Origin of the sequence: Proteiniphilum sp. (assembly GCF_040307845.1) — a bacterium.
In the GTDB taxonomy this organism is placed as follows: domain Bacteria; phylum Bacteroidota; class Bacteroidia; order Bacteroidales; family Dysgonomonadaceae; genus Proteiniphilum.
The window spans coordinates 152,269-178,838 of record NZ_JAWRIS010000036.1 but is presented as its reverse complement, the minus strand read 5'-3'; the positions used below and the strand labels follow the sequence as shown (position 1 = coordinate 178,838).

The 26,570-nt window shown below is 46.4% G+C and carries 20 protein-coding genes; 17 read left to right on the top strand and 3 right to left on the bottom strand.

The annotated features are described in order from the left end of the window. Nucleotides 1-149 precede the first annotated feature (149 nt). From prmA to ABV001_RS09070, 3 genes are all read left to right on the top strand, one after another. On the top strand, nucleotides 150-989 hold the full coding sequence (prmA, locus tag ABV001_RS09080; protein ID WP_352422503.1) for a 50S ribosomal protein L11 methyltransferase: 840 nt from the start codon (nucleotides 150-152) through the stop codon (nucleotides 987-989). Between the two features lie 145 nt (nucleotides 990-1,134). Further along, the gene (locus ABV001_RS09075) at nucleotides 1,135-2,805 is read left to right on the top strand and encodes a putative transporter (RefSeq protein ID WP_352422502.1); all 1,671 of its coding nucleotides are present in this window, start codon (nucleotides 1,135-1,137) and stop codon (nucleotides 2,803-2,805) included. A 179-nt stretch (nucleotides 2,806-2,984) separates the two neighbouring features. After that, complete coding sequence (locus ABV001_RS09070; RefSeq protein WP_352422501.1) at nucleotides 2,985-5,654, top strand: 4-alpha-glucanotransferase; 2,670 nt, start codon at nucleotides 2,985-2,987, stop codon at nucleotides 5,652-5,654. Between the two features lie 235 nt (nucleotides 5,655-5,889). Here ABV001_RS09070 and ABV001_RS09065 read toward each other — a convergent pair whose 3' ends face one another. Beyond that, nucleotides 5,890-6,882: a class II fructose-bisphosphate aldolase gene (locus ABV001_RS09065; protein ID WP_323425738.1), complete on the bottom strand. Its 993-nt coding sequence runs from the start codon at nucleotides 6,880-6,882 to the stop codon at nucleotides 5,890-5,892. A 300-nt stretch (nucleotides 6,883-7,182) separates the two neighbouring features. Here ABV001_RS09065 and ABV001_RS09060 point away from each other — a divergent pair, with 300 nt between their 5' ends. The 10 genes from ABV001_RS09060 to gcvP all read left to right on the top strand — a co-directional run bounded on the left by ABV001_RS09060 (nucleotide 7,183) and on the right by gcvP (nucleotide 18,585). After that, entirely contained in the window at nucleotides 7,183-8,340 is a 1,158-nt protein-coding gene (locus tag ABV001_RS09060; protein WP_352422513.1) for an NAD(P) transhydrogenase subunit alpha, read from the top strand. Nucleotides 8,341-8,359: 19 nt separating this feature from the next. Next, on the top strand, nucleotides 8,360-8,674 hold the full coding sequence (locus tag ABV001_RS09055; protein ID WP_352422500.1) for an NAD(P) transhydrogenase subunit alpha part 2: 315 nt from the start codon (nucleotides 8,360-8,362) through the stop codon (nucleotides 8,672-8,674). Continuing rightward, nucleotides 8,671-10,116, top strand: a complete 1,446-nt coding sequence (locus ABV001_RS09050; RefSeq protein ID WP_352422499.1) for an NAD(P)(+) transhydrogenase (Re/Si-specific) subunit beta — start codon at nucleotides 8,671-8,673, stop codon at nucleotides 10,114-10,116. Before ABV001_RS09055 ends, ABV001_RS09050 begins: the two co-directional genes overlap by 4 nt. A 106-nt stretch (nucleotides 10,117-10,222) precedes the next feature. Further along, the gene (locus tag ABV001_RS09045; protein WP_352422498.1) at nucleotides 10,223-10,531 is read left to right on the top strand and encodes a DUF3467 domain-containing protein; all 309 of its coding nucleotides are present in this window, start codon (nucleotides 10,223-10,225) and stop codon (nucleotides 10,529-10,531) included. A gap of 57 nt (nucleotides 10,532-10,588) precedes the next feature. Next, the gene (locus ABV001_RS09040; RefSeq protein WP_352422497.1) at nucleotides 10,589-12,154 is read left to right on the top strand and encodes a cytochrome ubiquinol oxidase subunit I; all 1,566 of its coding nucleotides are present in this window, start codon (nucleotides 10,589-10,591) and stop codon (nucleotides 12,152-12,154) included. Nucleotides 12,155-12,191: 37 nt separating this feature from the next. Continuing rightward, nucleotides 12,192-13,346, top strand: a complete 1,155-nt coding sequence (gene cydB, locus ABV001_RS09035; RefSeq protein ID WP_352422496.1) for a cytochrome d ubiquinol oxidase subunit II — start codon at nucleotides 12,192-12,194, stop codon at nucleotides 13,344-13,346. A gap of 43 nt (nucleotides 13,347-13,389) precedes the next feature. Further along, nucleotides 13,390-14,301 carry an RsiV family protein gene (locus tag ABV001_RS09030; protein ID WP_352422495.1) on the top strand — a complete coding sequence of 304 codons (912 nt, stop codon included), beginning with the start codon at nucleotides 13,390-13,392 and terminating at the stop codon, nucleotides 14,299-14,301. Beyond that, complete coding sequence (rsmG, locus tag ABV001_RS09025) at nucleotides 14,298-14,921, top strand: 16S rRNA (guanine(527)-N(7))-methyltransferase RsmG (RefSeq protein WP_352422494.1); 624 nt, start codon at nucleotides 14,298-14,300, stop codon at nucleotides 14,919-14,921. The genes ABV001_RS09030 and rsmG overlap by 4 nt, the downstream gene beginning before the upstream one ends. Nucleotides 14,922-15,043: 122 nt before the next feature. Next, the gene (locus tag ABV001_RS09020; RefSeq protein ID WP_352422493.1) at nucleotides 15,044-15,691 is read left to right on the top strand and encodes an MBL fold metallo-hydrolase; all 648 of its coding nucleotides are present in this window, start codon (nucleotides 15,044-15,046) and stop codon (nucleotides 15,689-15,691) included. A 44-nt stretch (nucleotides 15,692-15,735) separates the two neighbouring features. Then, entirely contained in the window at nucleotides 15,736-18,585 is a 2,850-nt protein-coding gene (gene gcvP, locus ABV001_RS09015) for an aminomethyl-transferring glycine dehydrogenase (RefSeq protein WP_502929868.1), read from the top strand. 221 nt (nucleotides 18,586-18,806) lie between these two features. On the opposite strand, the gene ABV001_RS09010 is transcribed toward gcvP, so the two are convergent. Further along, on the bottom strand, nucleotides 18,807-21,722 hold the full coding sequence (locus ABV001_RS09010; RefSeq protein WP_352422491.1) for a M16 family metallopeptidase: 2,916 nt from the start codon (nucleotides 21,720-21,722) through the stop codon (nucleotides 18,807-18,809). A 111-nt stretch (nucleotides 21,723-21,833) separates the two neighbouring features. Then, entirely contained in the window at nucleotides 21,834-22,433 is a 600-nt protein-coding gene (locus tag ABV001_RS09005) for a hypothetical protein (protein WP_352422490.1), read from the bottom strand. Nucleotides 22,434-22,599: 166 nt separating this feature from the next. On the opposite strand from ABV001_RS09005, the gene ABV001_RS09000 reads away from it, so the two are divergent. The 4 genes from ABV001_RS09000 (at nucleotide 22,600) to ABV001_RS08985 (ending at nucleotide 26,557) form a co-directional block, all read left to right on the top strand. Beyond that, a complete protein-coding gene (locus ABV001_RS09000) occupies nucleotides 22,600-23,448 on the top strand; it encodes a DUF4382 domain-containing protein (RefSeq protein WP_352422489.1) in 849 nt (282 codons plus the stop codon). Between the two features lie 148 nt (nucleotides 23,449-23,596). Continuing rightward, nucleotides 23,597-24,109, top strand: coding sequence for an SPOR domain-containing protein (locus tag ABV001_RS08995; RefSeq protein ID WP_352422488.1), 513 nt, complete (start codon nucleotides 23,597-23,599; stop codon nucleotides 24,107-24,109). A gap of 105 nt (nucleotides 24,110-24,214) precedes the next feature. Next, nucleotides 24,215-24,973 carry an MBL fold metallo-hydrolase gene (locus ABV001_RS08990; RefSeq protein ID WP_352422487.1) on the top strand — a complete coding sequence of 253 codons (759 nt, stop codon included), beginning with the start codon at nucleotides 24,215-24,217 and terminating at the stop codon, nucleotides 24,971-24,973. Between the two features lie 222 nt (nucleotides 24,974-25,195). Continuing rightward, nucleotides 25,196-26,557 (top strand): hypothetical protein, encoded by a 1,362-nt coding sequence (locus ABV001_RS08985; RefSeq protein WP_352422486.1) that lies wholly within the window; start codon nucleotides 25,196-25,198, stop codon nucleotides 26,555-26,557. Nucleotides 26,558-26,570: the final 13 nt, after the last annotated feature.

Below are 26,570 nucleotides of genomic sequence, written 5' to 3'. Positions count from 1 at the left end.
AAAAATATAAGTTCCGGTTCTTATCGATAAAATCAAGTCCATTTGTAACACAAATAAACAAATGATTCCCTAAAACAAAATGATTTTTACATTTTTTGGTGTCGCCCATAAATTAGACTACCTTTGTTTTTTCTATTGAACAATTAATTATGCAGTATATCCAGGTACAATTCAATTGCGATCCCAATACAGAGGTGTTGACAGATGTCCTTTCGGCCCGGTTGGGTGAGATTGGATTCGAATCGTTTGTCCGGACGGAAACAGGTCTGGATGCCTATATCCCCTTACCATATCTATCCCCGGAAAAGGTAGATCAACTCCTATCCGACTTTCCGCTGGATGCCGGGATCACTTACTCCTGTTATGAGATGGAAGACAAAAACTGGAATGAAGAATGGGAGAAGAATTACTTTCAACCGGTAGTCATTGATGATGTATTATGTATTCGAAGTTCATTCCACAAGATTGAAGATGAGTGTAGATACCGTATATTGATAGATCCCAAAATGTCGTTTGGCACAGGGCATCATCAAACTACGGAACTGATGATGAGGGAACTGTTGAATATGGACCTGCAAGGCAAGTCCCTTCTCGATATGGGCTGTGGTACCGCTGTCCTGGCTATTCTGGCATCCATGCGGGGAGCTTCTCCGATAACTGCCATCGATATCGATGAATGGGCATATCAGAATGCCATGGAGAACACCCGACTGAATGGCATCGACAATATCCGCCTGTTCCAGGGTGGGGCGGAATTGCTTGGTGATGAAACGTATGATGTGATCCTGGCCAATATCAACCGGAATATTCTCCTTCAGGATATGCCGGTTTACAGGAAGGTATTGAATAGAGACGGGGTGCTGGTAATGAGTGGTTTTTATAAGGAGGATATCCCTGATATACGTGCCGCCGCCGAAGGCAAGGGCCTGACATACGGACACTTTTCAGAGTTGGACCAATGGGTTGCCGTTACATTTTGTTGTCAATAAAATAAGCGTTACCTTTGCGCTGATTTTTAGACCGTTTTCGTTAAGCTAAATGAGCAAAAGAAAACTTGTTTGTATTATGCCATAGCGAGAAAACGCCTAATATAATTGAAAGATTGATAATTTATCTGTTTTAGGTTAGTATAATATGGAGTGGTTGATAGAATTAATTACCGGAACGAGTATTGCACATTCAATACTTGTGATGGCTTTGGTAATCTCTATAGGATTATTATTGGGGAAGGTAAAGATCTTCGGTATTTCGCTTGGAACGACCTGGATACTCTTTTTCGGTATTTTTCTTGGGCATATCGGTTTACAGATCAATGAAGAAGTACTCCATTTCCTGAAAGAATTCGGTTTGATCCTGTTTATCTATTCTATAGGGATGCAGGTGGGACCCAGCTTTTTTTCATCGTTTAAACAGGGCGGGGTTACCCTTAATATGCTGGCATCCGGGGTGGTCCTGCTTGGTGTGCTTATCACCTATATTCTACATTTGGTAACCGGATTACCTATCGCTACCATGGTCGGTATATTGTCGGGTGCAGTAACCAATACGCCGGGATTGGGAGCAGCACAGCAAACTTATGCCGATGTGACGGGAACCACCGATCCTACTATCGCTACAGCCTACGCGGTTGCTTATCCGTTGGGAGTGGTGGGAATCATCATGAGTATTGTCCTTTTCAAGTATATCTTTAAGGTCAATTTTGCCAAAGAAAATAATACATTAGACAATAATGATACCTCCAAAATGACGGAAGCCCACATGTACTCTCTGCAGGTGATGAATCCCTCTATCTTCGGTAAAAATATCCGCGATGTAAAACGGTTGATAGATAAGGAATTTGTCATATCAAGGGTATTACATGCAAAAACAGGAGTGTTGGATGTTCCTCAGACAAAGACGATTCTTGAGGAAAATGACAAAATACTGGTAGTTTCCAACCTGAAGAATATCGATGTGATTGAAGCATTTATCGGACAACGCATTGATATGGACAGAAATGAATGGAATAAATTGGATTCCCAACTGGTCTCACGCCGGATATCGATTACCAAACCGGCAATCAACGGACGTTCCATAGGCAGCCTGAAATTACGTAATCTCTTTGGCGTCAATATTACCCGTGTGAACCGTGCCGGGGTCGACCTGATTGCCGACTCGCGTCTTCAACTACAACTCGGTGACCGGGTGACGGTCGTAGGCTCGGAAGAATCGATCGCGCATGTAGAGAGATTCCTTGGAAATTCTTTGAAGCGGCTGAGAGAACCCAATCTTATTTCTATCTTTATAGGAATTGCATTAGGGGTACTCGTAGGGAGCATTCCTTTTATGATTCCCGGAGTTCCCCAGCCGGTAAAACTCGGACTGGCAGGCGGACCACTTATTGTGGCTATCCTGATCAGTAAATTCGGGCCGAAGTACAAGCTGGTTACTTACACAACCATGAGTGCCAATCTGATGTTGAGGGAAATCGGGATTGCCCTGTTTCTTGCCTGTGTAGGACTCGGTGCCGGTGAGAATTTTGTGGAGACCGTCGTGAATGGCGGATATAAATGGGTAGGGTATGGAGTTATTATTACCGTGGTACCCCTGCTCATAATTGGGATTATCGGTCGGAAAGTGTATAAACTGAACTATTTCACGTTGATGGGGTTGATTGCGGGTAGTATGACCGACCCTCCTGCATTGTCTTATGCCAATGCGACAGCAGGGAATGATATGCCCGCGGTGAGTTACGCCACTGTCTATCCGCTTACGATGTTTCTCAGGGTGATCACGGCCCAATTGCTGATCCTTCTCTTCCTATAAACCGTATTATCCTGCAAATAAATCCATTATCCCGAAAATCAGCCGTATTATCACGGCTGCATTGTCCCGCAAACGATTGCATGGGAATCCGGAGAAAAAGCTCCCTTTTTTATCCGGCCCGTCCATGAAACATTGTAGCTTTGCTTGTCAACCATAAAAATAGTGAACAGATATTGGCAATGGCACACCTTACATTTACAATCAATTATCATACCGCATGGGGAGAACAGGTCTGTCTTTGCGGGGCTACGCCGGAACTGGGAAATTTCAATGAAAATCAGGCGATCATTCTTGGCGCCGATGGCGACAACTGGTCTACGGCAGTAAATATCGAAGACACATCAGAGATCACCTATTATTACTTCATCAGAAAAGGAGGGTATACCACCCGCCGTGAATGGGGGAATAACCGCAAGCTTCATATTACCACAGGCCGGAAAGAATTTATTATTCATGATCTTTGGAAGAACAAACCATATCATTCCTATCTTTACTCCTCTGTTTTTATCGGTACTGTCTTCCGGCACCAAATGATTCCGTTCCCTTCAAGATATTATTCCCAGACTGTTTTGTTGAATGTAATCTGTCCTTATGTCGCCGGTAATCAGATACTGATGATCAGCGGTGAATGTGAAGAACTGGGCCAATGGGATCTGAAGTTGGCCAAACCGCTCTCTTATATCGACGAAGGAGAGTGGCAGATAATGCTTGACGCAAAAAAACTACCTCCCACGAGTGAATATAAGTTCGTAATTATAGATAAAGTTACCGGTGATGCCATACACTGGGAAGATGGCGGAAACCGTGTATTGGCAGCTTCGGCGGCTCATAAAGGAAATACGGTGCTTGTGGAGATGGCTTTGCTCTTTCATTATCAATCCTTTACTTACCGGGGAGCGGGTGTGTCCATACCGGTTTTTTCCCTGAAAACGGATGAGAGCTTCGGGGTGGGTGACTTTGCCGATCTTCGCAAAATGGTCGACTGGGTATCGCTTACCCGTCAGCAGTTAATCCAGTTATTACCTGTAAACGATACTACCGCCACGAAGACCTGGCGGGATTCATATCCCTATAGCGCTATCTCGGCCTATGCCCTGCATCCCATATACCTGGGATGCAGTGACTACCCGCTGACAGTGAAGAAAAAACAAAATGCTTTCCGGAAAGAAGCAAAAGAACTGAATAGCTTGCCGGAACTCGATTATGAAAAAGTATTGTCGCTAAAAATACGCTATGGCCGGGAACTCTTTCAACAGGAAAGAGAGAAGGTGTTTGCCTCGGAAGAGTATCTCGCTTTCCGTGAGAAAAATGAATCGTGGTTGTTCCCCTATGTCTGCTATTGTTATCTGCGCGATAAAAAGGGTAGCGCCAACTTCAGGGAGTGGGGCGACTATGCCGTCTATGATGAAGCAGCATTAAAGAAAATGGTCGATACGGATACCGAAGCCAAAGAAGAAACACAATTCTGGGCTTTCCTGCAATACCTGCTTCACCGGCAATTCTCAGGAGTGAAGATCTATGCAAACGAAAGGGGGGTAGCGTTGAAAGGGGATATTCCTATAGGGATAAGCCGTAACAGTATAGATGCCTGGGTCGCTCCTGATCTCTATCATATGGATACCCAGAGCGGTGCGCCGCCCGATGATTTCTCTTTCTTCGGCCAGAACTGGGGGTTTCCTACGTACAACTGGCAGATGATGGAAAAGGACGGCTATGCCTGGTGGGTGACCCGTTTCCGCAAGATGGCAGATTATTTCGATGCGTACAGGATCGATCATATACTGGGATTTTTCCGTATCTGGGAAATACCACTCGACGCTGTTCAGGGATCACTCGGCCACTTCAGGCCGGCTCTCCCTTTCTGGGTAGAGGAGATCAACCGCGCGGGAATTCCCTTTGATGAGGAACGGATGGTACAGCCGTTTATCCATGAACATTTTTTACCGGATATTTTTGCGGAACATACCGAGGAGGTAAAACGGGAATATCTGGAGACAATTGGATGGCAGCGGTATGCATTGAAATCGCACTGTGATACCCAAAGAAAAGTAAAGCAACTTTTTGAGACTAAAAAGGATGATAAGAGCAGGAGGATATGCGACGGGCTTATGTCGCTATGTGCAGAGGTGCTTTTCGTGCGCGATCCGCAGGATTATCACCGTTTTCACCCGCGCATCACGGCACAATATACCCATTCGTATCGCTACCTCGATATTCATGTAAAGGAGGCGTTCAACCGACTGTATGATGAATTTTATTATCACCGCCATAACTATTTCTGGCGTGAAGAGGCAATAAAGAAACTGCCGGTACTTATCTCATCGACGAAAATGATGGTATGCGGCGAGGATCTGGGCATGGTACCCGATTGTGTGCCGTCGGTGATGCACGAACTGCAAATGCTGAGCCTGGAGATCGAGCGGATGCCCAAAGATCCATTCGTCACATTTACCGACCTGCAGAGATTGCCTTACCTGTCCGTATGCACTACTTCCACCCATGATATGTCGCCCCTGCGTTTATGGTGGACGGAAAACCGGGAACTTACGCAACGCTATTACAACGAGGTATTGCACCACGAAGGCGTTGCCCCTGCTGAGTGCGATACTGCTATCTGCCGGCAGATCATTGAGCGTCATCTTCGTTCATCGGCCATGTGGGTGATTCTGCCGTTGCAGGACTGGTTGTCGATCGATGAAAAAAACCGCAATCCCAATGTTGCCGCCGAACGGATTAATGTGCCCGCAAATCCTGAACATTACTGGCGCTATAGAATGCATATCTCGCTGGATGATCTGCTCAGGGAGGCCGGTTTTAATGGAGACGTGGCGATGTTGGCGGAGAGGTAGGTGGTTAAGTGCCTGAGTGCCTAAGTGGTTAAGTGCCTAAGTGGTTAAGTGCCTAAGTGGTTAAGTGCCTAAGTGGTTAAGTGCCTGAGTGGTTAAGTGCCTAAGTGGTTAAGTGCCTGAGTGGTTAAGTGCCTGAGTGGTTAAGTGCCTGAGTGGTTCGGTGGAAAGGTGAAAAAGTAAAAGAGGGTAAATCATTGCGATGTACCCTCTTTTTAATTATGAGGTTGTTGTATGGTTACGCTTTTCCGGCGCTTCCCAGTACACTTTCGGTTTTGTGCATATAAAGCTTCTTCAACTCATCGCGAGCCGGACCGAGGTATTTACGCGGGTCGAATTCAGCCGGTTTGTTGGCGAATACTTCACGTATGGCAGCAGTCATTGCCAGACGTCCGTCGGAGTCGATATTGATCTTGCACACCGCTGATTTGGCAGCTTCACGCAATTGTTCTTCAGGGATACCAATGGAATCGTCCAGTTTTCCTCCGTATTGGTTGATAGTCTTTACATACTGCTGTGGAACAGAAGATGATCCGTGGAGTACGATAGGGAATCCGGGGATTCGTTTTTCAATCTCTTTCAGGATATCGAAACGCAATGGGGGCGGTACCAGCACACCATCTTCGTTGCGGGTACATTGTGCGGGAGTGAATTTGAAAGCACCGTGGGAAGTACCTATGGATATGGCCAGTGAGTCAACGCCGGTACGCGTTACAAAATCCACTACTTCATCAGGTTCGGTATAGGTGTGGTGTTCTGCTTGCACGTCATCTTCAATACCTGCCAATACCCCGAGTTCCCCTTCAACGGTTACATCGTGCTGATGGGCATATTCAACCACTTTTTTAGTCAGGGCAATATTTTCTTCGTAGGGAAGATGAGATCCGTCGATCATCACAGAAGAGAAACCGCTCTCTATACAATCCTTGCAAAGCTCAAAGCTGTCACCATGATCGAGATGGAGCACGATAGGTATTTCATAACCCAGTTCTTTTGCATATTGCACAGCTCCCTGGGCCATGTAACGCAACAATGTCTGATTGGCGTATTTGCGTGCGCCACTCGATACCTGAAGGATCACGGGTGACTTTGTTTCAACGCAGGCCGAGATAATGGCCTGGAGTTGTTCCATGTTGTTGAAGTTGAAGGCCGGAATAGCATAACCCCCGTCAACTGCTTTCTTAAAGATCTCTCTTGAGTTTACAAGACCTAATTCTTTATAACTTACCATTGTTCTAATTATTTATTATAGATTGAAAAATCTGAAATTTTGTCACAAAAATACGATATAATCCGCAATGAAAGAAATTTTTATGCGAAAGAGTCATTAAAAATGATTATTGAACCGTGAAAAAAGACAAATCCCCGTGTTAACAAAAGCGTGGAAATGAGTTGTAAATCCCTTTTTTCTTCTTATTTTTGCAAGCGATACAACAAACTTTGAATGCATCATTGAGTCTGGATGATACCGTTAAAGTTATTTATCGCCCATTCTAATATTATTTACAATAACTTACAATTTTTATTTATGATGATCTTAGGAATACCGAAGGAGATTATGCAAGGCGAAGCCCGAGTTGCCGCAACTCCTGAAACCGTAAAAAAATTCATTAAAGATGGCGTGCAGGTATTAGTAGAGGCCGGTGCCGGGATAGGCTCACACTATTATGACGAACAATATGCCGAAGCCGGTGCGGAATTGATTTCCGACCCGAAGCAACTGTTTGAGAGGGCCGACCTTATTTTGAAAGTCAAAGAACCGCTTTTCAATGAGAAAGAAAACAAGCATGAAGTAGACATGATGCATAAGGGACAATACCTTATCACTTTTATTCATCCCGCTTCACCGGTGAACCACGTAATGGTGAGTAAACTGGCTGCGGCAGGAGTGACCAGCCTTACCCTGGACGGCATTCCCCGCATCTCGAGGGCGCAGAATATGGATGCCCTCACTTCCATGAGTACCTGTGCCGGTTATAAGGGGATGATCATGGCGGCGGACGACCTCTCTTATTTTATGCCGCAGATGTTTACTGCCGTGGGGATGCTCAAACCGGCCAGTGTCTTGGTTATCGGCGTGGGGGTAGCCGGATTGCAGGCGCTTGCCACAGCCAAAAGGCTGGGTGCCGTCACCTATGCCATGGATATTCGTCCGGCAGCCAATGAACAAGCCAAGAGCCTCGGTTCGAAGGTGATTGAATTGGGGATACCGGCTGAAGTGGCTATGGGAGAGGGCGGTTACGCCAAAAAACTTTCCGACGAGTGGTTGGCAAAAGAACGGGAGGAATTGCGCAAAGTGCTGAAAGATATGGATATTGTATTCCTGAGCGCGCTGGTACCCGGAAAAGTGGCTCCCATCCTTATCACCGAGGAGATGGTGAAAGAGATGAAGAACGGTTCTGTTATTGTGGATGTCTCCATCGACCAGGGCGGCAACTGCGCTATCACACCCGCCGGCAAGAAAGAGGTAAGGCACAATGTGACGATCAACGGTATCAAGAATATTCCCGGATTGATCCCCACAAGTTCCACATGGATGTTTGCACAAAACGTGTATAATCTGGCACATTATCTGATAAATGAAGGGGCGATTGTATTGGACCTGAACGATGAAATTACCCGTTCTATACTTGTGACCCATGATCAGGAAATAGTACATGAAGGAACCCGTGAAGCGATGGGGATATAATATTGCAAAATTGATAGATATGCATCCGATTATTTTGGTTCTTGTTTTTATTGTCGCCTCCATTGTCGGCTACCTGATTATCAGGAATGTACCGAGTTTGCTGCATACACCGCTCATGTCGGGAATGAATGCCCTCGCGGGGATCATCATCCTTGGTGCATTGGTGGTGGTGGGCCTTTCAGGTTTAGAAGCCGGAGGGGGGGCGCGACTTGCGGGGCAAATCCTGGGGGGACTGGCAGTGATAGGCTCCATAGTGAATGTGGTAGGAGGCTTCGGCGTGACACACAGGATGCTGAAGATGTTTGATAAAAAGAAAAAATCAGGTAAATCATGAGTAGTACCGTATACATAGTAACTTGTGTCATTCTGTCGATAGCTGTCTTGGTGGGAATCTCGCTCATGAGTAAAGTGAAAACCGCAGTGGCTGGTAACCTGCTCAGTGCTTTGAGTGTTTTTGCAGGCGTTGTTGTCACCTTGCTGCATTATAATATTGTGTCTGTATGGAGTATTTACCTCTACATGTTGATAGGAATATTAATAGGTGGCGCGATGGCGGTCAGGGTGAAAATGATCCAGATGCCACAGCTTGTAGCACTGCTCAATGGAATAGGAGGGATAGCTGCCGCATTGGTGGGAATCTTGTCGCTGCTCGGAATAGGCGTGCCACAGGGCGGATATCCCGCCTTTGAGAGATTCACCGCTATGTTGGCTATCGTGGTAGGCCTGGTCACCTTTACCGGAAGTATGGTGGCGGCCGGCAAACTCCATAAACTCTTGCCACAAAAACCGGTCATCCTGAAAAATCATGCGGCATTGTTGAAGACAAGCATCGTGGTGCTGATCGGAGTAATTCTCTTTTCCGCTTTTCCTGTCGACAGCGCTTTTTGGATCACAGTTGTGTTAATTATAAGCATCGTGGTGAGTTCCTTCTTCGGCTACGCTTTTACCATCAGGGTGGGGGGGGCAGACATGCCTATCACCATTTCGCTGCTGATTTCGCTCAGCGGGGTAGCCGGTGCTATTGCCGGAATGGCGCTCAACGACCTGCTGTTGGTGTCGGTAGGTGGTATTGTCGGTGCCTCGGGCTTGCTCCTCACCCAGATCATGTGCCGCGCGATGAACCGCAAGCTGGGAGACATCCTCACCGGCAAGACGTCCGTTTTGAGAGAAAACGTTGAATTGCCTGAAACCGGGGTAGAAACTGAAACTTTCCCGGAAGAGGATACCGTTCCTCAAGAGGGGGGTCAGCATTCTGAGGTCGAAACCATGGCCAATGAAGGAGAAATATTGAAAGCGGCCAAGACAGCCATCATCGTACCCGGTTATGGCATGGCATTGGCACAGGCACAGCATCTGGTGCGTGAATTGGCCGACAAGCTGGAATCCAACGGCACGGAAGTCAAATATGCCATTCATCCCGTTGCCGGACGTATGCCCGGACACATGAACGTGTTATTGGCTGAGGTCGATGTACCTTATGAACAACTCTATGAAATGGATGCGGTGAACGACCAGTTTGCCGAGACCGATGTGGTGATCGTGATAGGAGCCAATGACGTGATCAATCCCGCCGCCCGCGATGCGAAAGACACGCCTATCTACGGAATGCCGGTATTGAATGTGGACCACTCCAAAGAAGTTTTTATATGTAATTACGATTTGAATCCCGGTTATGCTGGGGTCGACAATCCCCTCTATAAAAGGAATCACGGGGTCCATCTCTTATTGGGAGATGCCAAAAACTCATTGAGTGAGATTATAGCCAAACTGGATTAAATGCAAATTTGCCTCTTATTTCCTTTGAAAAGATGAAAAATTTATTTTTCTTTGTTTATCATATTTAAAACATTTATAAGTAACCCTGAAATTATAGTCATTGACAATGGAAAATTTCAATAAGAGCAGCGAAATACAAATAGAACTAAGCGATGAAATTGCGCAGGGCGTCTATTCTAACCTGGCTATTATATCGCATTCCACGTCTGAGTTTGTTATTGATTTTATCCGTATTGTGCCGGGTGTTCCCAAGGCAAAAGTCAAGTCGAGAATCATACTCACGCCTGAACATGCAAAAAGGTTGCTGATGGCGTTGAAAGACAATATAGACAAATTTGAACAGCAGAATGGGCCGATCAGGATACAGAACGATCCTGGTTTCCTGCCGCCTATAGGTGGAATAGGGCAGGCGTAGGGTGAATTCTACAGAGAAGCGCTTCAACGGAATAATTAAGATTAAATATTCAAATTTATGGATTTACTAAGTGTGTCTACAGTCAATTGGTCGAGGGCACAATTTGCTCTTACTGCCGGCTATCACTGGATATTTGTCCCGATCACGCTCGGGTTGGGGCTTATTATGGCCCTCATGGAAACCATGTATGTGAAGACGGGAGATGAAAAATGGAAACAAGTCTCCAAGTTCTGGCAAAAGATCTTCGGCATCAACTTTGCCATTGGTGTGGCTACAGGTATCATCCTGGAGTTTCAGTTCGGCACCAACTGGTCTAACTATAGTTGGTTCGTGGGGGATATCTTTGGTGCTCCCCTTGCCATTGAAGGGATCTTGGCTTTCTTTATGGAAGCTACGTTTATTTCTATCATGTTTTTCGGCTGGAACAGGGTGAGCAGGAAAATGCACCTTGCCTCCACCTGGTTGGTATTTCTTGGTGCTACCCTATCGGCATTCTGGATCCTGGTCGCCAACGCCTGGATGCAATATCCGGTCGGCATGGAATTCAACCCCGATACGGTACGGAATGAAATGGTTAATTTCTGGGCCGTGGTGTCTTCACGTATAGCATATAATAAATTCCTACACGCCGTCTTCTCGGGTTGGGCTGTTGGAGCCGGTCTTGTGGTAGGCGTCGCCGCATGGTACCTGTTAAAAAAACGGCATATAGACTTTGCCCTGAAGAGTGCGAAGGTCGGGGGTATAGTCGGGCTGGTGGCTTTTGTCATGCTGGCGGTTACCGGTGACGGTTCTGCCTATGAGGTATCTCAGAAGCAGCCTATGAAACTGGCGGCCATGGAGGGTCTCTATGAAGGAAAAGAAGGTGCCGGACTGGTAGCTCTGGGAATGTTGAATCCTGCCAAGCAGTCACATGACGATGGAGTGGATCCCTATATTTTTAAGTTGGAGATACCCAAACTCCTGTCGTTCCTGGGATATAGAAATGTGAACGCGTTCGTGCCCGGCATCAACGATATCATCGATGGAGGGTATACTCTTCAGGACGGGACTACAGCCCTCTCTTTTGAAGAAAGAAAAGCCCGTGGAGAAAAGGCCATCCAGGCACTGGCCGATTATCAGGTGGCGATGGCGGAGGGACGTAATGCCGATGCGGCCAACCACGAGACTATCCTCCGGGAAAATTATGCCCATTTTGGTTACGGTTACCTTGAAACAGGAAAAGACCTGGTTCCCCATGTGCCTCTTACTTTCTATACTTTCCATTTGATGGTGGTCATAGGATTCTATTCTATCCTGTTCTTCGGGATACTCCTCTATTTTGTCTACAAGAAAGATTTGCGCGACACGAAATGGCTGCAATATGTGGCGTTGTGGAGTATACCCTTGCCCTTTATTGCCGGTCAGGCAGGGTGGATAGTGGCAGAAATGGGCCGACAGCCATGGACGATCCAGGATATCCTTCCCGTACAATTGGCTGCATCTGCGGTATCTCCCGGTAATATTATTACCACGTTTATCATTTTCACGGTATTGTTTACGGGGATGTTGATTGCGGAGGTGACTATTATGGTAAAGCAGTTCAAAAAAGGGCCAGATCCACTTCCCGGGGAAGAAAAAGCCTGATCGTATTACATGGTTAAACAGACTAAAAGAAAAAACAATGATAACTTACGACTTTCTACAACAATACTGGTGGTTTATAATGTCACTCCTCGGCGGTTTGCTGGTATTCCTGATGTTTGTGCAGGGAGGACAGTCCATGTTGAACTCCCTATCGAAGACAGAGAGTGAGAAGAAATTGCTTATTAACGCTCTTGGGCGCAAATGGGAATACACCTTTACCACGCTGGTCACTTTCGGTGGAGCTTTCTTTGCCTCGTTTCCCCTCTTTTACTCGACCAGTTTCGGTGGGGCTTACTGGGCCTGGATGATCTTGCTCTTCTGTTTTGTATTACAGGCCGTATCTTACGAGTTCCAGTCCAAGCCGGGAAATATCTTCGGCCCGAAAACCTATCGTGCCTTCCTTTTCCTTAATGGTGTGCTGGCTACATTTCTGCTGGGTGTAGTGGTGTCTTCTTTTTTTACCGGATCAGAATTCACTGTCGGTAAAGGGAACATTGCCGGGTTAGGTGCTTCAGGATTTACTATCAGCCAGTGGCAGAACCCGCTTCATGGCCTTGAATTATTGGCGGATGTGAGGAACCTATGCCTCGGGCTGGCGGTGCTTTTCCTTGCCCGCACCCTGGCAAGCCTTTTCTTCATGAACCGGCTCGATCATGAAGTACTCGAAAACAGATCCCGTAAATTCACCCTTTATAATGGGATACCTTTTGTGGTGTTCTTCCTGATTTTTTTGATCTGGACGCTGATTGCTGAAGGTTACGCTGTGAATCCCGAGACAAAAGAAGTATTCATGGAGCCAATGAAATACCTTCATAATTTCCTTGATATGCCGATTGTACTGGTGTTTTTCGTGTTAGGTGTAGTGGCGGTACTCTATGGAATTTTCAATACGGTTTTCAATCCCAACTTTAAGAAAGGTATCTGGTTCGCGGGTGCCGGGACTGTCGTCACCGTAACCATGCTCCTTTTGGTGGCCGGTTATAACAATACCGCTTACTATCCTTCATCGGTTGACCTGCAGAGCTCGCTCACGCTGCAAAACTCTTCGTCGAGTTACTTTACCCTTTCGGCAATGGCGATAGTGTCGCTCCTTGTGCCGTTTGTGGTTGCCTATATATTCTATGCATGGAGGGCGCTGGAGAAGAAGAAACTTAATCTGGAAGATCTGGAGTCCGACGGACACGCTTATTGATAAAATATGTACCTTTGTACCGATAATTGTAAAGTTTTTCATTATGGAGGTATATCATAGGATGTCGGTTTTCTTGCTGTTCATCCTTGCGTTGCTGTTCTTCATTTCCTGCAACCAGCAGCAGGGGGAACGCAGTATGTTCAGGGCAGAGAACAACATAGAGTTCGATACGGTCAGTCTGGTTGCCCGGCACCACCTCGACGGGGATACGGCAAACCCTTATTGTAATATAGGGGTGAATTTCGTGTATCCTGTTAGTAGTGGCAGGATGAGTCTGGATATGTTGCAGCAGTTCTTTATCCGGAATACATTGGGTACCCCGTATGATACTTTGTCCCCTTCCGGGGCAGTGCAGGCATATATGCATAATTATATCGAGAATTACACTGCCGATGCGAGAACATACCGGGAGAGTGCCGAAGAAATCCGTGAACTTAACAACTTTATCTCAGGTATCGATGCGTCCGACAGTGAACATTATACCGAAGATTTTTTCTATTCTTACTATGAAAGTCTTTCCGACTCCATTGTCTACAATTATCACGGGATACTGTCTTTTCAGGTGAAGCAATCCAATAACAAAGGGGGGGCGGCTTCTTATGACTCCTACCGGAATTATGTGTTGAACCTCAATACAGGCCGGCAGGTCACTGAGAATGATATTTTCAACGCCGGATATGATACGGCACTTCAGCGCCTTATTATTGCATCTCTACTGGAACAGGCCAATGCCGGAAGCATAGAAGAACTGGAAGATCTCGGTTTCTTCGGTGTGCAGGAGATTGTGCCTAACCAAAATTTTTTACTGAATGATAAAGGAATCATTTATACGTATAACAAGGGTGAATATTCGGCCTACCAGTTAGATGCACCACAGGTATTCATCCCCTATGAAATGATGTTCTCCCTGTTGAGGGAAAACAGTATTGCTGCTAAATTAGCCAATGTAAAGTGAAGAGTATAACCACTTATTTTCCTTCGCTTACCGCGGAGCAGAAACAACAGTTCGAAGCGCTGTCCGATCTTTATACCGACTGGAATGCAAAAATCAATGTGATTTCCCGTAAGGACATCCAAAATCTCTATCCGCATCATGTGTTGCACTCACTGGCTATTGCCCGTTATATCCGTTTTACGCCGGGTTCTACTATCTTGGATGTGGGCACGGGAGGCGGTTTCCCGGGTATTCCACTGGCTATTTTCTTTCCCGAAGTGCAGTTTGTACTGCTGGACAGTATCGGTAAAAAGGTGAGGGTCGCAAAAGAGGTATCCCAGGCAGTGGGATTGAAGAATGTAGAAACGGTGCATGCCCGTGTGGAAGAAGAGAAAAGAAAATTCCATTTTATAGTGAGCCGGGCAGTGATGCCTCTGCCGGAACTGGTCAGGATTACGCGTAAAAATATCTCACGGGAACAGATAAATGCTTTACCTAATGGAATTATTTGCCTGAAGGGAGGAGATCTTTCGGCTGAGTTATATCCTTACCGGCAGATAGCAGAGTTGGTTTCTCTTTCGGATTACTTCTCAGAATCGTTTTTCCAGACGAAAAAATTGGTCTACCTGCCATTAAGTTGAATCGTTTGATTTGAACGTTTTCCCATATTTTTCTGTAAATCCAAAAGAAAGCGTTATTTTTGTGCTAAATGAAAATACCACGGGAAAGGGTACAACTCCTTTCCCGATAAGAATGTGGCAAAATGAATATAAAAACATTTGAATTCAATCCGTTGGGAGTAAATACCTATGTATTGTCCGACGAAACCAGGGAGTGTGTCATAATTGATCCTGCTCCTTTTTACCCCGATGAAAAGGAATTATTGCTTAATTATTTGATCGATAATGGTCTTAAGATAAGGCATATACTGAATACCCACCTGCATTTTGACCATATCTTCGGGATCAATTTGCTTCACTCTCAATTTGGCCTTAAAGTGGAATGTCATCCCGACGATCTTTTTCTGTTGGAAGATATAGCCGGCCAGATGCAAGTCTTCGGACTGCCGGGCGGTAACGCCGATTTTAAACCGGAAATAGGGAATTACCTGAGCGAAGGGGATGTGATCACATTCGGGAACCAATCGCTGGAGGTATTTCATACGCCGGGACATTCGCCTGGCAGTGTGGTCTTCTATAATGAAGCGGAAGGTTGTGTTTTTGGAGGGGACCTGCTTTTCTATTCCGGCGTAGGACGGACTGACCTGCCGAGAGGAAGTTACGAAGAACTGGTAAGCAGCATACAAACCAAGATGTTTACCCTGCCCGATAGGACAGTAGTCTATTCCGGACACGGTCCTACCACTACTATCGGATTTGAAAAAAAGAATAATCCTTTTGTCGGACGATAATCAGACAATCAATAATAAGTAATTTACCCATAGTGCGAGTTATGATAAAAATGGAACAATTTAAAAACCGGCATATCGGTATTACTGAAGCCGATAAACAGAAAATGCTTGAAGCAATCGACCTCTCATCCATGGATGAGATGATCGATCAGACAATCCCGTCGGATATCCGCCTGACGGAGCCTGTCTCTTTGCCGAAGGCTTTGTCGGAACAGGAGTATGCCGAGGAGATCGCTCATATAGCATCACTGAATAACATCTATACTTCCTATATCGGTATGGGCTGGTATGATACCGTAACCCCTGCGGCGATCTACCGGAACGTCTTCGAAAATCCGGTATGGTATACCTCTTATACGCCTTATCAGGCCGAAATTTCACAGGGGCGGTTAGAGGCATTGCTTAATTTTCAAACCGTAGTGAGCGAGCTTTCGGCATTGCCTCTGGCCAACTGTTCACTGTTGGATGAGGCTACCGCCGCGGCCGAAGCCGCCACGATGATGTACGGGCTGCGTAGCCGGGAGCAGGTGAAAAATGGGGTAGAGACGCTGTTCGTGGATGAGAAAGTTTTCCCTCAGACATTGGCGGTGCTTAAAACGAGGATGTACCATGCAGGAATAGAGTTAGTTGTCGGTGATTATAAAACCATCACTTTTGATAAGCCTTTCTATGGGGCGATTATTCAATATCCTAATAGCGACGGGAGTGTGGAGGATTATGCCGACTTCACTGAAAGGGCGCACAAGGCTGAATGTAAAGTGGCTGTGGCCACCGACCTGATGGCGCTCACGCTACTCGTCCCCCCTGGTGAATGGGGGGCCGACATCGCTTTCGGAAGCAGTCAGCGTTTCGGCATCCCTATGTTCTACGGAGGCCCGTCCGCCGCTTTCTTTGCTACCCGCGAAGAGTACAAACGTTCCATGCCGGGACGTATCATAGGCATCTCTAAAGACGCTTACGGCAGGGAGGCGCTCCGCATGGCGTTGCAGACGCGCGAACAGCATATCAAACGTGAAAAAGCTACTTCCAATATATGTACGGCGCAAGCTCTGCTGGCTACCATGTCTTCTTTTTATGCTGTTTACCACGGTCCGGAAGGACTCAAAAATATTGCCCGCCGTATCCATTCCATTGCAACCCATGTGGGTGAGGAATTGAAAGAGATGGGTTGCAAGCAGTTAAACAGCAGTTATTTTGATACACTCAAGATCAGTCTGCCCGAAGGTATATCAGTACAGGATATCCGGGATAACGCCGAGATGCGCAGTATCAACCTGCGTTACTTTGAGAGCGGCGAAGTGGGAATCAGTATCGACGAGACTACCAATCCTTACCGGGTACATGAATTGCTGGCTGCGTTTGCCATGGCGACAGGCAGTTCGAAGGAGTACCTGCTCGAAGAGTTGCCCCTGAAGAGCAGTTTGAAAGAGGCACAACTCAGGAAATCCGATTTCCTCACTCATCCCACTTTCAACAGCTATCATACTGAAACGGAGTTGATGCGCTATATTAAACGGCTCGAACGCAAAGATATCTCGTTAGCGCATTCCATGATCTCGCTCGGCTCATGCACCATGAAGCTGAATGCAGCATCGGAACTGCTACCGTTGGGACTTGCGGGATTTCAGCGTATTCACCCCTTTGCACCGTTGGAACAGGTGGCAGGATATACGCAGATGATCAGCGAACTGGAAGAGATGCTGGCTGAGATCACAGGATTTGCCGCCACCAGTCTTCAACCCAATTCAGGAGCGGCAGGCGAATATGCCGGATTGATCACCATTTCCAGCTACCTCGAAAGCAATGGTGAAGGGCATCGCAAAGTGGTACTGATACCCGCGTCGGCGCACGGCACGAATCCCGCGAGCGCGGTACAGGCCGGATTCAGGCCGGTAACGGTCGCCAGCGACGCAAACGGGAATGTGGATATGGATGATTTACGGGCCAAGGTGGAGCAATATAAGGATGATTTGGCCGCCTATATGATCACTTATCCATCTACGCACGGCATTTTCGAAACAGGGATCAAAGAAATGTGCCGTTTGATCCACGAAGCGGGTGGTCAGGTCTATATGGACGGTGCCAATATGAATGCACAGGTAGGATTGACCAATCCCGGTACCATTGGCGCCGATGTGTGCCATCTCAACCTGCATAAAACATTCGCCATTCCCCATGGAGGCGGCGGCCCCGGCGTAGGGCCTATCTGCGTGGCCGAACACCTTGTACCTTTCCTGCCCGGACATCCGGTGAGCTTGTCGACCGACAAGAACACTGTGTCGGCTGCGGCTTACGGTAGTGCCGGGGTGACAGAGATCACCTATGCCTATATCCGTATGATGGGAGCCGATGGACTGAAAGAAGCTACAGAGGCCGCCATCCTTAACGCGAACTACGTGGCGGAAAAACTGAAAGATTCCTATGGCATCGTCTATCGGGGCGCCCGGGGCAGAGTGGGGCATGAGCTTATCCTCGAATGCCGCGGATTGAAAGATGTGTCAGGAATTAGTGAGACCGATATCGCCAAGCGTCTGATAGATTATGGTTATCATGCACCTACGCTCTCTTTCCCGGTACATGGCACATTGATGATAGAACCTACTGAAAGCGAAAGCCTGGCAGAACTGGATCGTTTTGTGGCAGTGATGAACCAGATCCATGAAGAGATCATAGAAGTGTCGCGCGGTGAGTATCCGGCGGATGACAATGTGTTGGTGAATGCACCGCATCCCCAGTATGAAGTCACGGCTGATGAATGGAAGCACGCCTATCCGCGGAGCAAAGCCGCTTACCCGCTACCTTTTGTTGCCGAAAACAAGTTCTGGGTGAATGTGGCACGCGTGGATAACGCCTATGGCGACAGGAATCTGGTTTCCTGCCTCTGTCAGCAATAATTGTTGAATGCTTTAATGAATGGGTTGGTCATGAAAAGATTTTTGAAATATTTGAAAACAAAATTCTTCCTTAGGTATATACTATACTGTAACCCTTTCATATAAATTTGTCATACTTCAGGAGTTGATGGATTAAATAAAAACAGAGGAGGCTGCCCACCGGGACAGCCTCCTCTGCTTTACGATGTTTATTTAGATAAACTATTTCCAATACTTGCCAATCAATAGCCGAAAATATCTTCCTGGGAAAGCCGAATGACAGGTCCATAAGTTTCGAGCTGTTGGAGATCAAGATCTTCTTCATTGCCCAGTATGCAATAGGAGTAGGTGCGGTTCTTCACCCATTTCTCCTGGAATGCTTTTACATCGGAAAGCGTCATGTCCTGTGCTTGTTCAAACAGTTCCTTCCGGCTATCGGTCTCCAATCCGAGATCCTGCGCGTTGATATATGCCCAGAGTATATTCTCCTTAGTGATGCGGTTGGTACGCAGCCGGGTAATCAGGCCGTCTTTTGCCAGGTTAAAGGCATTTTCCGATTCGGGCATGTCATTCAGTATCAGGTGGAATGCTTTCAATGCGTCGTCCATCTTGTCGTTCTGGGTGGCAATAAAAGCCCGTAAGATATAGGGACGGTTCAATTTTGAAGGGGGCATCAGGTAAGCATAAGCCGAGTAGGCGAGGCCCCGGGCTTCACGCATTTCCTGGAATACGATGGAATTCATGTTGCCGCTGAAGTATTCGTTATACATTTCCCGGATGGGTTCGATCGTCGGATCGAATACAGTCCCGTCGTTGGCGACCATTGCCATGTATATTTGCTTTGCATCGTATTTGGCCAGATATACATTGTTCTCCTTGATCGGTTCCTGTTTGAAACGGTTGTTTTCCGGCACGGGAGCCAGTGTGGCGGGAACGCGGTGCAATTGATTGAGGGTAGTAAGGAATTGGCTATCGCTTTCCGGCCCGTAATAAAGGATACGGTGTTGAAAATGGTTGAGTTGTTTTATTTTTGCCGTCAGTTCTGCGGGGGCCATTGTAGTGAGTTCTGTTTCCGAAAGGATGTTTTTGTCGGGAGAATCCGGCCCCCAGATGGCATATTGCAATAATTTGTTGAAGTTCTGGCCTTGATTCAGTTTGGCATCGGTACGTTTTTTCAGGATGTCGGCAGTCAGGTTGGCATAAGCCTCCGGATTCACCTTCGCATCAGCAAGCAGTTCTTCGAAGAGTTCCAACGCTTTATCCATGTTTTCGGCCAATCCGCTGAGCATCACATACACCCGTTCGCTACCGGGATATACCCCGAAAGAACACGCCAGGTTGTAAAATGCGGTTTTGATCTCTTCGGGAGATTTAGTAGAAGTCCCGAGATACCTCATATATTCGAATGCCGTCCCGATCGCCTTATCGTTGTTATTTCCCATGTCGAAAACATAAATCAGATTGAAAAGGCCGTTGTTTACATTTTGTTTATACAGGACGGGAATATCTGATTTGGCTTTCAATTGCTTGAGATCTTTTTCAAAATCGAGGAATACCGGCTCGATGGGTTTCACTTCCGATTGTTGTATTTCGACCAGAAACCGGCTGCTGGCATCGCGGTTCATCGCAATAGGGGTGATTTGTGGTTTGGCGATTTTCAGCTCATTGGGATCTTTGCCTTCACGTTTGTAAATTACAGCGTAATTGTTTTTAAAATAAGCATTGGCAAAATTGATCACATCTTGTTTTGTGATCTTTGCAAGACGGTCTAAACGATTCACCTGGTCTTTCCATTCCAGCCCATTGATGAAAGTGTTCACGTACCAGTTGGCACGTCCCGAATTACTTTCTATGCGTCTCATCTGGCTTAATTTCAGGTTGTTGACCGATGCAGAGATGAGTTCTTCCGAAAAATCACCTTTCTTGAGCTTATCGATCTGGCTGAGAAGTAAATCGCGCGCTTCTTCCAGCGTTTGTCCTTGTTTGGGGTTGGCACCCATGACGAAGGCGCAATAATCGCTCATGCTGTAAAGTCCGCCATAAGCAGAAAGCACCTTCTGCTGCTGGATCAGGTTCAGATCAATTAGGCCGGCCTGTCCATTGTTCATGATCAGGCTGATAATGTCGAGCAGGTCCTTTTCCGGGCTTGCTGTTCCGGGAAAACGCCATCCCAGTGAAACGTTGGCAGCTTCCAGGCCGAGCACTTCAACAGATACCGGTTTTGTAAGCTCTTCCTTATCGGTAAGTGGCAGGGGCGGTAAATTATTGTTCGGCTTCATATTTCTGAAATGAGTGTCTATGATCCTGATCATTTCATCGGGATCGAAATCGCCGGCGAGACAGATAGCCATGTTATTCGGCACATAGTAAGTCCTGTAATACTTCTTGATATTGGTAATGGAAGGATTTTTCAAGTGCTCCTGCGATCCCAGTATGGTTTGTGAGCCGTAAGGATGGTGGGGGAAGAGTGTTGCCAGCATCCTTTCATAGACTTTACGTCCGTCTTGTGTGAGCGACATGTTTTTCTCTTCATACACGGTTTCGAGTTCGGTGTGGAACCCCCGGATCACATTATGCTGAAAACGTTCCGCCTGGATTTTTGCCCAATTCTCCACCTGGTTCGAGGGGATATCGTCGGTATAGACCGTCATGTCGAAACCGGTATAGGCATTGGTTCCCGTGGCTCCGATGGCCGACATCAGTTTATCGTATTCATTGGGGATAGCCAGTTTTGACGCTTCATACGAAACACTGTCTATTTGCTTGTAAATGGCAGCACGTGCCTCTTCACCGGTCGTATTGCGGTATACTTCAAAAAGACGTTCGATCTCGTCGAGCAGCGGCTTTTCTTTTTCATAATCCTGTGTGCCGAATTTGTCGGTTCCTTTGAACATCAGGTGTTCAAAATAATGGGCCAGCCCTGTTGTTTCGGAGGGATCATTCTTACCACCTACTCGAACAGCGATAAACGTTTGTATACGAGGTGTTTCTTTGTTCACACTCATATACACTTTCAGTCCGTTGTCCAGCGTATAAATACGCGTGTTGATCGGGTCGTTGGGAACGCTTTCGTAAGTATACGATGCATTCTGCGCCAGAATAGTGGTAGCAAAGAGAATTGCTGCCAATAAAGTAAAGAGTTTTGTTGATTTTTTCATGAGATAATATTTTTATTATACTAACTTAGGTCATCAAAAGAAAATGGTTCAGAACCAGAACTCCCGGGTTCAAGAACTGGTGCTGATATGTCAATCGAAGTGCAACCCTTTTTACATTAATCCCGGTAGTTCTCCCTGTTCGAATATTATCAAAGGGGAGTTTACTACATCTTTCTGGAAGATCCGGATGGTGGCATCATCTACTTTTGTGAGCAGCACTTTTACCCGGTTTTCCATCACATCGGGATAGGCGCCGGCAAAACTACTCACCAAAGGATGATCTTCCGGGATGGAGCTATTCATTAAAAAGGCGTCTATACTGTCCATTACCCGCATCATTTGACGGTAAGAATATTGTACGGTCTCCACATTAAAATTGTCCGTGCCGAGTATCTCTGTTAAGCGTCTTTTGTGTTCCTCCCGGTTACCGGTTACCGTAACCACGAACATGCCGTTGTTATTAATGAAAGCCCCGCCGTAATATTCGGGATAGAGAGTAGGGTCAGCTTCCCTTTCCATCCAATCGTCGCCGAAAGAAGTTAACAGACGGTCGAATAATTCTTCGGGTGATAGGGCTTTTGGCGTATTTGAATTTTCGATTGCAGATTGTGAAAGGGTTGTCCCTTCATCCTTTTTATGTTGATTGCATGATACTGCAAAACAGATTATCAGAAAAGAGATAGAAATGAGGAATGTATTAGTTTTCTTCATAAAATTATTATCGTCTTTATTCTTTATTCTCCTCTACAAATACTATAACATCTATAAAAGCGATTTGTTTTCAGTGAATTCATGAAAATTAATTGTTTTTGTGTCTTATGCGAAGGGGTTTTATGTAATTTTGTGGTTGATATTCCATTTAAAAGAAGTTGACAATATGCGCTACCAGTCTTTTCTATACATATTGACCGCCACACTGCTTTTGTTTTCATGGCAGGCGTGCGACGAGGATGATCCCAGTGTCAATGCTTCACGTCTGCGACTCAAATTGACGGACGCAGCTTCCGTAGTGGTGAGGGATCTTTACGTGGATATCAGTGATATATCGGTTTTTCTGGTAGATACCGAAACCCGTGAGGGGGAGTGGGTTGACCTTGAATTTCCCGGGAGAACATACGATGTGTTGAAATTAAGGAACGGGAAAATGGTGCAATTGGTGGACCAATACGTGCCTGCCGGCAGGGAGTTGCAACAGATCAGGATAAAATTCGGGAACGACAATTATATGGTAGAAATAACCGATGTGGAGATTGAAACCATACCGTTACAGATTCCCCCACAATTAGAAGAGGGCCTGGTGATCGATGCCATCCCGATGGAAATGAGGCTTAACACGATTTCCAATATGGTTATCGACCTGAATGCCGCAATTTCCGTCCGGATAATGGAAAACGGGGATCGTTACCTCTTTCCGGTAGCACGGGCTTTTCCGGAAGTCTATGGTGGAAAATTGAAAGGCTACGTGGCGCCTCTTGATGCCAATCCGTATGTGAAAGTCATACAGGAAACGGATACCTTTTTTAGCATTCCCGAGATTGAAACAGCAGGAGACCAGATGGTTATGTTTCAGTTTATAGGATTAAGGGAAGGAGATTGGGAAGTGCATTTTATGCCCAATCCGGAATCGAATTTCAAAGATACGGTAATCATCGCGACCATCGAAGAGGGAGCGACTTTCAACATCAGTCCCAAACCTGTCCGGTTAAAGCGTCTCACAGAGGAATGATTTAATTTATTTTCACACTCGCAAAGATACAATCATGGGCATCTTTATTATCTTTGCTGCAAGATTTCACTATAATACAAACGGATCAAGAGTGAAGGATTAAGAGTTGATTTCAGAAATAAAACAATTTAATAAACATTGATCAGGCATGAGAAAGTTCCATTACGCATTGGTTTTAGTAACCCTGCTGCTTGTCGGGGTATCTTGTAAACCCAAACAAAGCGCTTATAAACAAGTATATGAAGCAGCCAAAGAAAAAGAAATGCAGGAAACTGCATCCCAGCCCACTACTGTGGTGAAAGATGCCAGTCCACTTCCTCCGGTAGAAGTATCCGTAAGAAAAGAGAAGGTGGAGCCGGTTTATCCTACCGATGCCGCAGGATTGAGGAAATATAGTGTGGTGATCGCCTCACTGAGCGTGAAGTTGAACGCTGAATCATTAAAAGGCCGTATGGAGAATGAAGGATATCCGGTTATCCTGGCTCAGAACGAACAAGGCATGTATCGCGTGATCGTTGCCAGCTATGATGATAAGGCAGATGCTGCAGCCAAACGGGATGAAATTTACCATGCTTATTCAGCCAAAGGTAATACGGAATATCTGAGGAGAACCTATGGAGTGCCTTTCAACGATCTTTGGATTTTGGAAAGAGAGTATTGATTTTCTACATTTTTTATTCCTGCTTTGTATTGAATTATTATAGTATACAAAACCGAGAGCTGCCCATTTCAGGAAATGTGGCGGCTTTTTTCTTACATTTGTTATATGAAAGTGAGATTTCTGGGTACGGGTACTTCCACCGGTGTCCCGCAAATCGGGTGCGATTGTGATGTTTGCAGTTCAACTGACCCGAGGGACAGGCGGCTCCGGACGTCGGTAAGGATCGAGATAGACGGGAAAGTGCTTATAATCGACTGTTCTCCCGATTTCAGAGAACAAATGCTATCTCAACCGTTCAAAAAAATTGATGGCATACTTCTTACTCATGAGCATTATGATCATGTGGGGGGAATTGATGATTTACGACCGTTCTCCATTTTCGGGGAAGTAGACCTCTATATGGAGGAACGGCTGGAGAACGCCCTCAGGGAGAGATTACCCTACTGCTTCGCGGAATACAGATACAGCGGAGTGCCCAATCTCGCCGTCAGGCGGATCAGCGCCGGTGAGGATTTTCAAATAGGAACCATAACGGTGACCCCTATCCGTGTAATGCACTACAAATTACCTATTTTGGGATTCCGGATACGGAATTTTGCTTATCTCACCGATATCAAGACGGTGGAGGAGGCCGAACTGAGAAAACTGGAAGGTGTAGACACGCTGGTTGTCAGTGCACTCAGGAAGACAGCACACATTTCACACCAGACATTGGATCAGGCGTTGGAAATGATAGGCAGGATAAAACCGAAGAAGGCTTACCTGACGCACATGAGCCATGAGATCGGCCTCCATGCGAAAGTGGAGGAGGAACTCCCACCGAATGTTTTACCGGCTTATGACGGGCTGGAAATATCAGTCTGATTGAGTCTCCTATTTCGTTTTTTTAACCTAACAAGACGCAGCGTTTTGCTGGCCTGTACATCTTTATTGTGAGACATTTGCTATATTTGTGTAGCGTTGTGTTTCGTCAGAAAAGAAACGGACTGGTTTTTGTCGATTTCTGTTTAAACTTTTCCGAAGTTTCTATGTCAAAGAGAATGACAGATAAATTATTTACAAACAAGATATAAAGAGGGAGAAACTATGAAGACTAAAAAAAACTTATTAGCAGTTTTGCTGGTCGCTGTTCCATTGTTCGGTTTCGCCCAGGAATGGGACGATATTTATGCCGATCCTACTAAGAAAGAGCCGGTAAAGGTTCAGAAGAAAGCCGAAGAGCCACAAAAGAAAAAAGTGGTGGTCGTGCAGGGTGACGCATCGAACATGGCGGTGACTGCCAATGGCCGGGACGTTGACGAATACAATCGTCGCGCCGGCAGCAATGAATTCGCAGAAGATACTGTCTATGAACAGGAGCAGAATAATTACGAAGAGTATGCATATACCGACCGGATCGTCCGGTTCCATGACCCGGAATCGAGCATCAAGATCACCGGTGCGGATGAGGTGATCGTCTATGTAGGCGATGACTTGTATGAGAATTATAACAACCGCGGATCGAACACCAATATATACTTTGGTATGGGAATGGGATGGGGTGCCGGTTATTATCCCTGGTATGACCCATGGTACGATCCCTGGTATTATGGTTATGGCGGTTGGTATGGCTGGGGAAGCCCCTGGTCTTACAGCAGGTGGTATTCGCCCTGGTATTATGGCTGGTATAGCCCCTGGTCTTACAGCAGATGGTACTCACCGTGGTATTACGGTGGTTGGTATGATCCCTGGTACTATGGTGGATATTGGGGCGGCGGCGGTTACTATCATGGTTTCCATGACGGCTATTACGGCAGTCTGACCCACAACCGTACCGGAAGAAGTTCCGGGACTTACAGACGGAGTTCCGCTACCAGCAGGGGAACCTCTTCCATGGCAAATGTTTCGGGAAGAGCATCAAGAAGCGGCACCCGCAGTGCTGATGTTTCGGGAAGAAATAGAACGACTGCTTCATCAAGGAGTGCTGTCTCCGGCAGGAGCAGTTCATCGGTGAGCAACAGGAGTGCTTCCGCTTCTCCAAGAACCCGGATTGTGGATAATTCCGGCAGGGTATATGATTCCAGGAACGGACAGGTGATCAACCGCTCAAACAGCAGTACGAGGTCAAGTGCAGTCAACCGCAACAGCAGTACATCAACCCGTTCATCGGGTACTTATAGCACTGGCAGAAGTTCATCTACTACTCCTTCACGGAGCAGTTCTACTTATCAAAGGAGCTCATCATCATCCCGCTCTTATCAGAGTACTACTCCCACCCGGAGTAACAATACCTATTCAACCCCGTCGAGAAGCAGTTCTACGAGCAGGAGTTCTTCCACCTATTCCTCACCCAGCAGAAGCAGCAGCTCTTCTTCCGGTTCTTTTAGTGGAAGCAGCAGTAGTAGCAGCGGACGTAGTTCCGGAGGAAGCAGTGGCGGTAGCTCACGTTCCAGCAGTGGTCGCAGGTAACAGAACGAAATAA

Bases quoted from the DNA above. Each gene is read 5' to 3' on its own strand.
- prmA (WP_352422503.1), top strand. From the start codon at position 150: ATGCAGTATATCCAGGTACAATTCAATTGCGATCCCAATACAGAGGTG.
- ABV001_RS09075 (WP_352422502.1), top strand. From the start codon at position 1,135: ATGGAGTGGTTGATAGAATTAATTACCGGAACGAGTATTGCACATTCA.
- ABV001_RS09070 (WP_352422501.1), top strand. From the start codon at position 2,985: ATGGCACACCTTACATTTACAATCAATTATCATACCGCATGGGGAGAA.
- ABV001_RS09065 (WP_323425738.1), bottom strand. From the start codon at position 6,882: ATGGTAAGTTATAAAGAATTAGGTCTTGTAAACTCAAGAGAGATCTTT.
- ABV001_RS09060 (WP_352422513.1), top strand. From the start codon at position 7,183: ATGATCTTAGGAATACCGAAGGAGATTATGCAAGGCGAAGCCCGAGTT.
- ABV001_RS09055 (WP_352422500.1), top strand. From the start codon at position 8,360: ATGCATCCGATTATTTTGGTTCTTGTTTTTATTGTCGCCTCCATTGTC.
- ABV001_RS09050 (WP_352422499.1), top strand. From the start codon at position 8,671: ATGAGTAGTACCGTATACATAGTAACTTGTGTCATTCTGTCGATAGCT.
- ABV001_RS09045 (WP_352422498.1), top strand. From the start codon at position 10,223: ATGGAAAATTTCAATAAGAGCAGCGAAATACAAATAGAACTAAGCGAT.
- ABV001_RS09040 (WP_352422497.1), top strand. From the start codon at position 10,589: ATGGATTTACTAAGTGTGTCTACAGTCAATTGGTCGAGGGCACAATTT.
- cydB (WP_352422496.1), top strand. From the start codon at position 12,192: ATGATAACTTACGACTTTCTACAACAATACTGGTGGTTTATAATGTCA.
- ABV001_RS09030 (WP_352422495.1), top strand. From the start codon at position 13,390: ATGGAGGTATATCATAGGATGTCGGTTTTCTTGCTGTTCATCCTTGCG.
- ABV001_RS09020 (WP_352422493.1), top strand. From the start codon at position 15,044: ATGAATATAAAAACATTTGAATTCAATCCGTTGGGAGTAAATACCTAT.
- ABV001_RS09010 (WP_352422491.1), bottom strand. From the start codon at position 21,722: ATGAAAAAATCAACAAAACTCTTTACTTTATTGGCAGCAATTCTCTTT.
- ABV001_RS09005 (WP_352422490.1), bottom strand. From the start codon at position 22,433: ATGAAGAAAACTAATACATTCCTCATTTCTATCTCTTTTCTGATAATC.
- ABV001_RS09000 (WP_352422489.1), top strand. From the start codon at position 22,600: ATGCGCTACCAGTCTTTTCTATACATATTGACCGCCACACTGCTTTTG.
- ABV001_RS08995 (WP_352422488.1), top strand. From the start codon at position 23,597: ATGAGAAAGTTCCATTACGCATTGGTTTTAGTAACCCTGCTGCTTGTC.
- ABV001_RS08990 (WP_352422487.1), top strand. From the start codon at position 24,215: ATGAAAGTGAGATTTCTGGGTACGGGTACTTCCACCGGTGTCCCGCAA.
- ABV001_RS08985 (WP_352422486.1), top strand. From the start codon at position 25,196: ATGAAGACTAAAAAAAACTTATTAGCAGTTTTGCTGGTCGCTGTTCCA.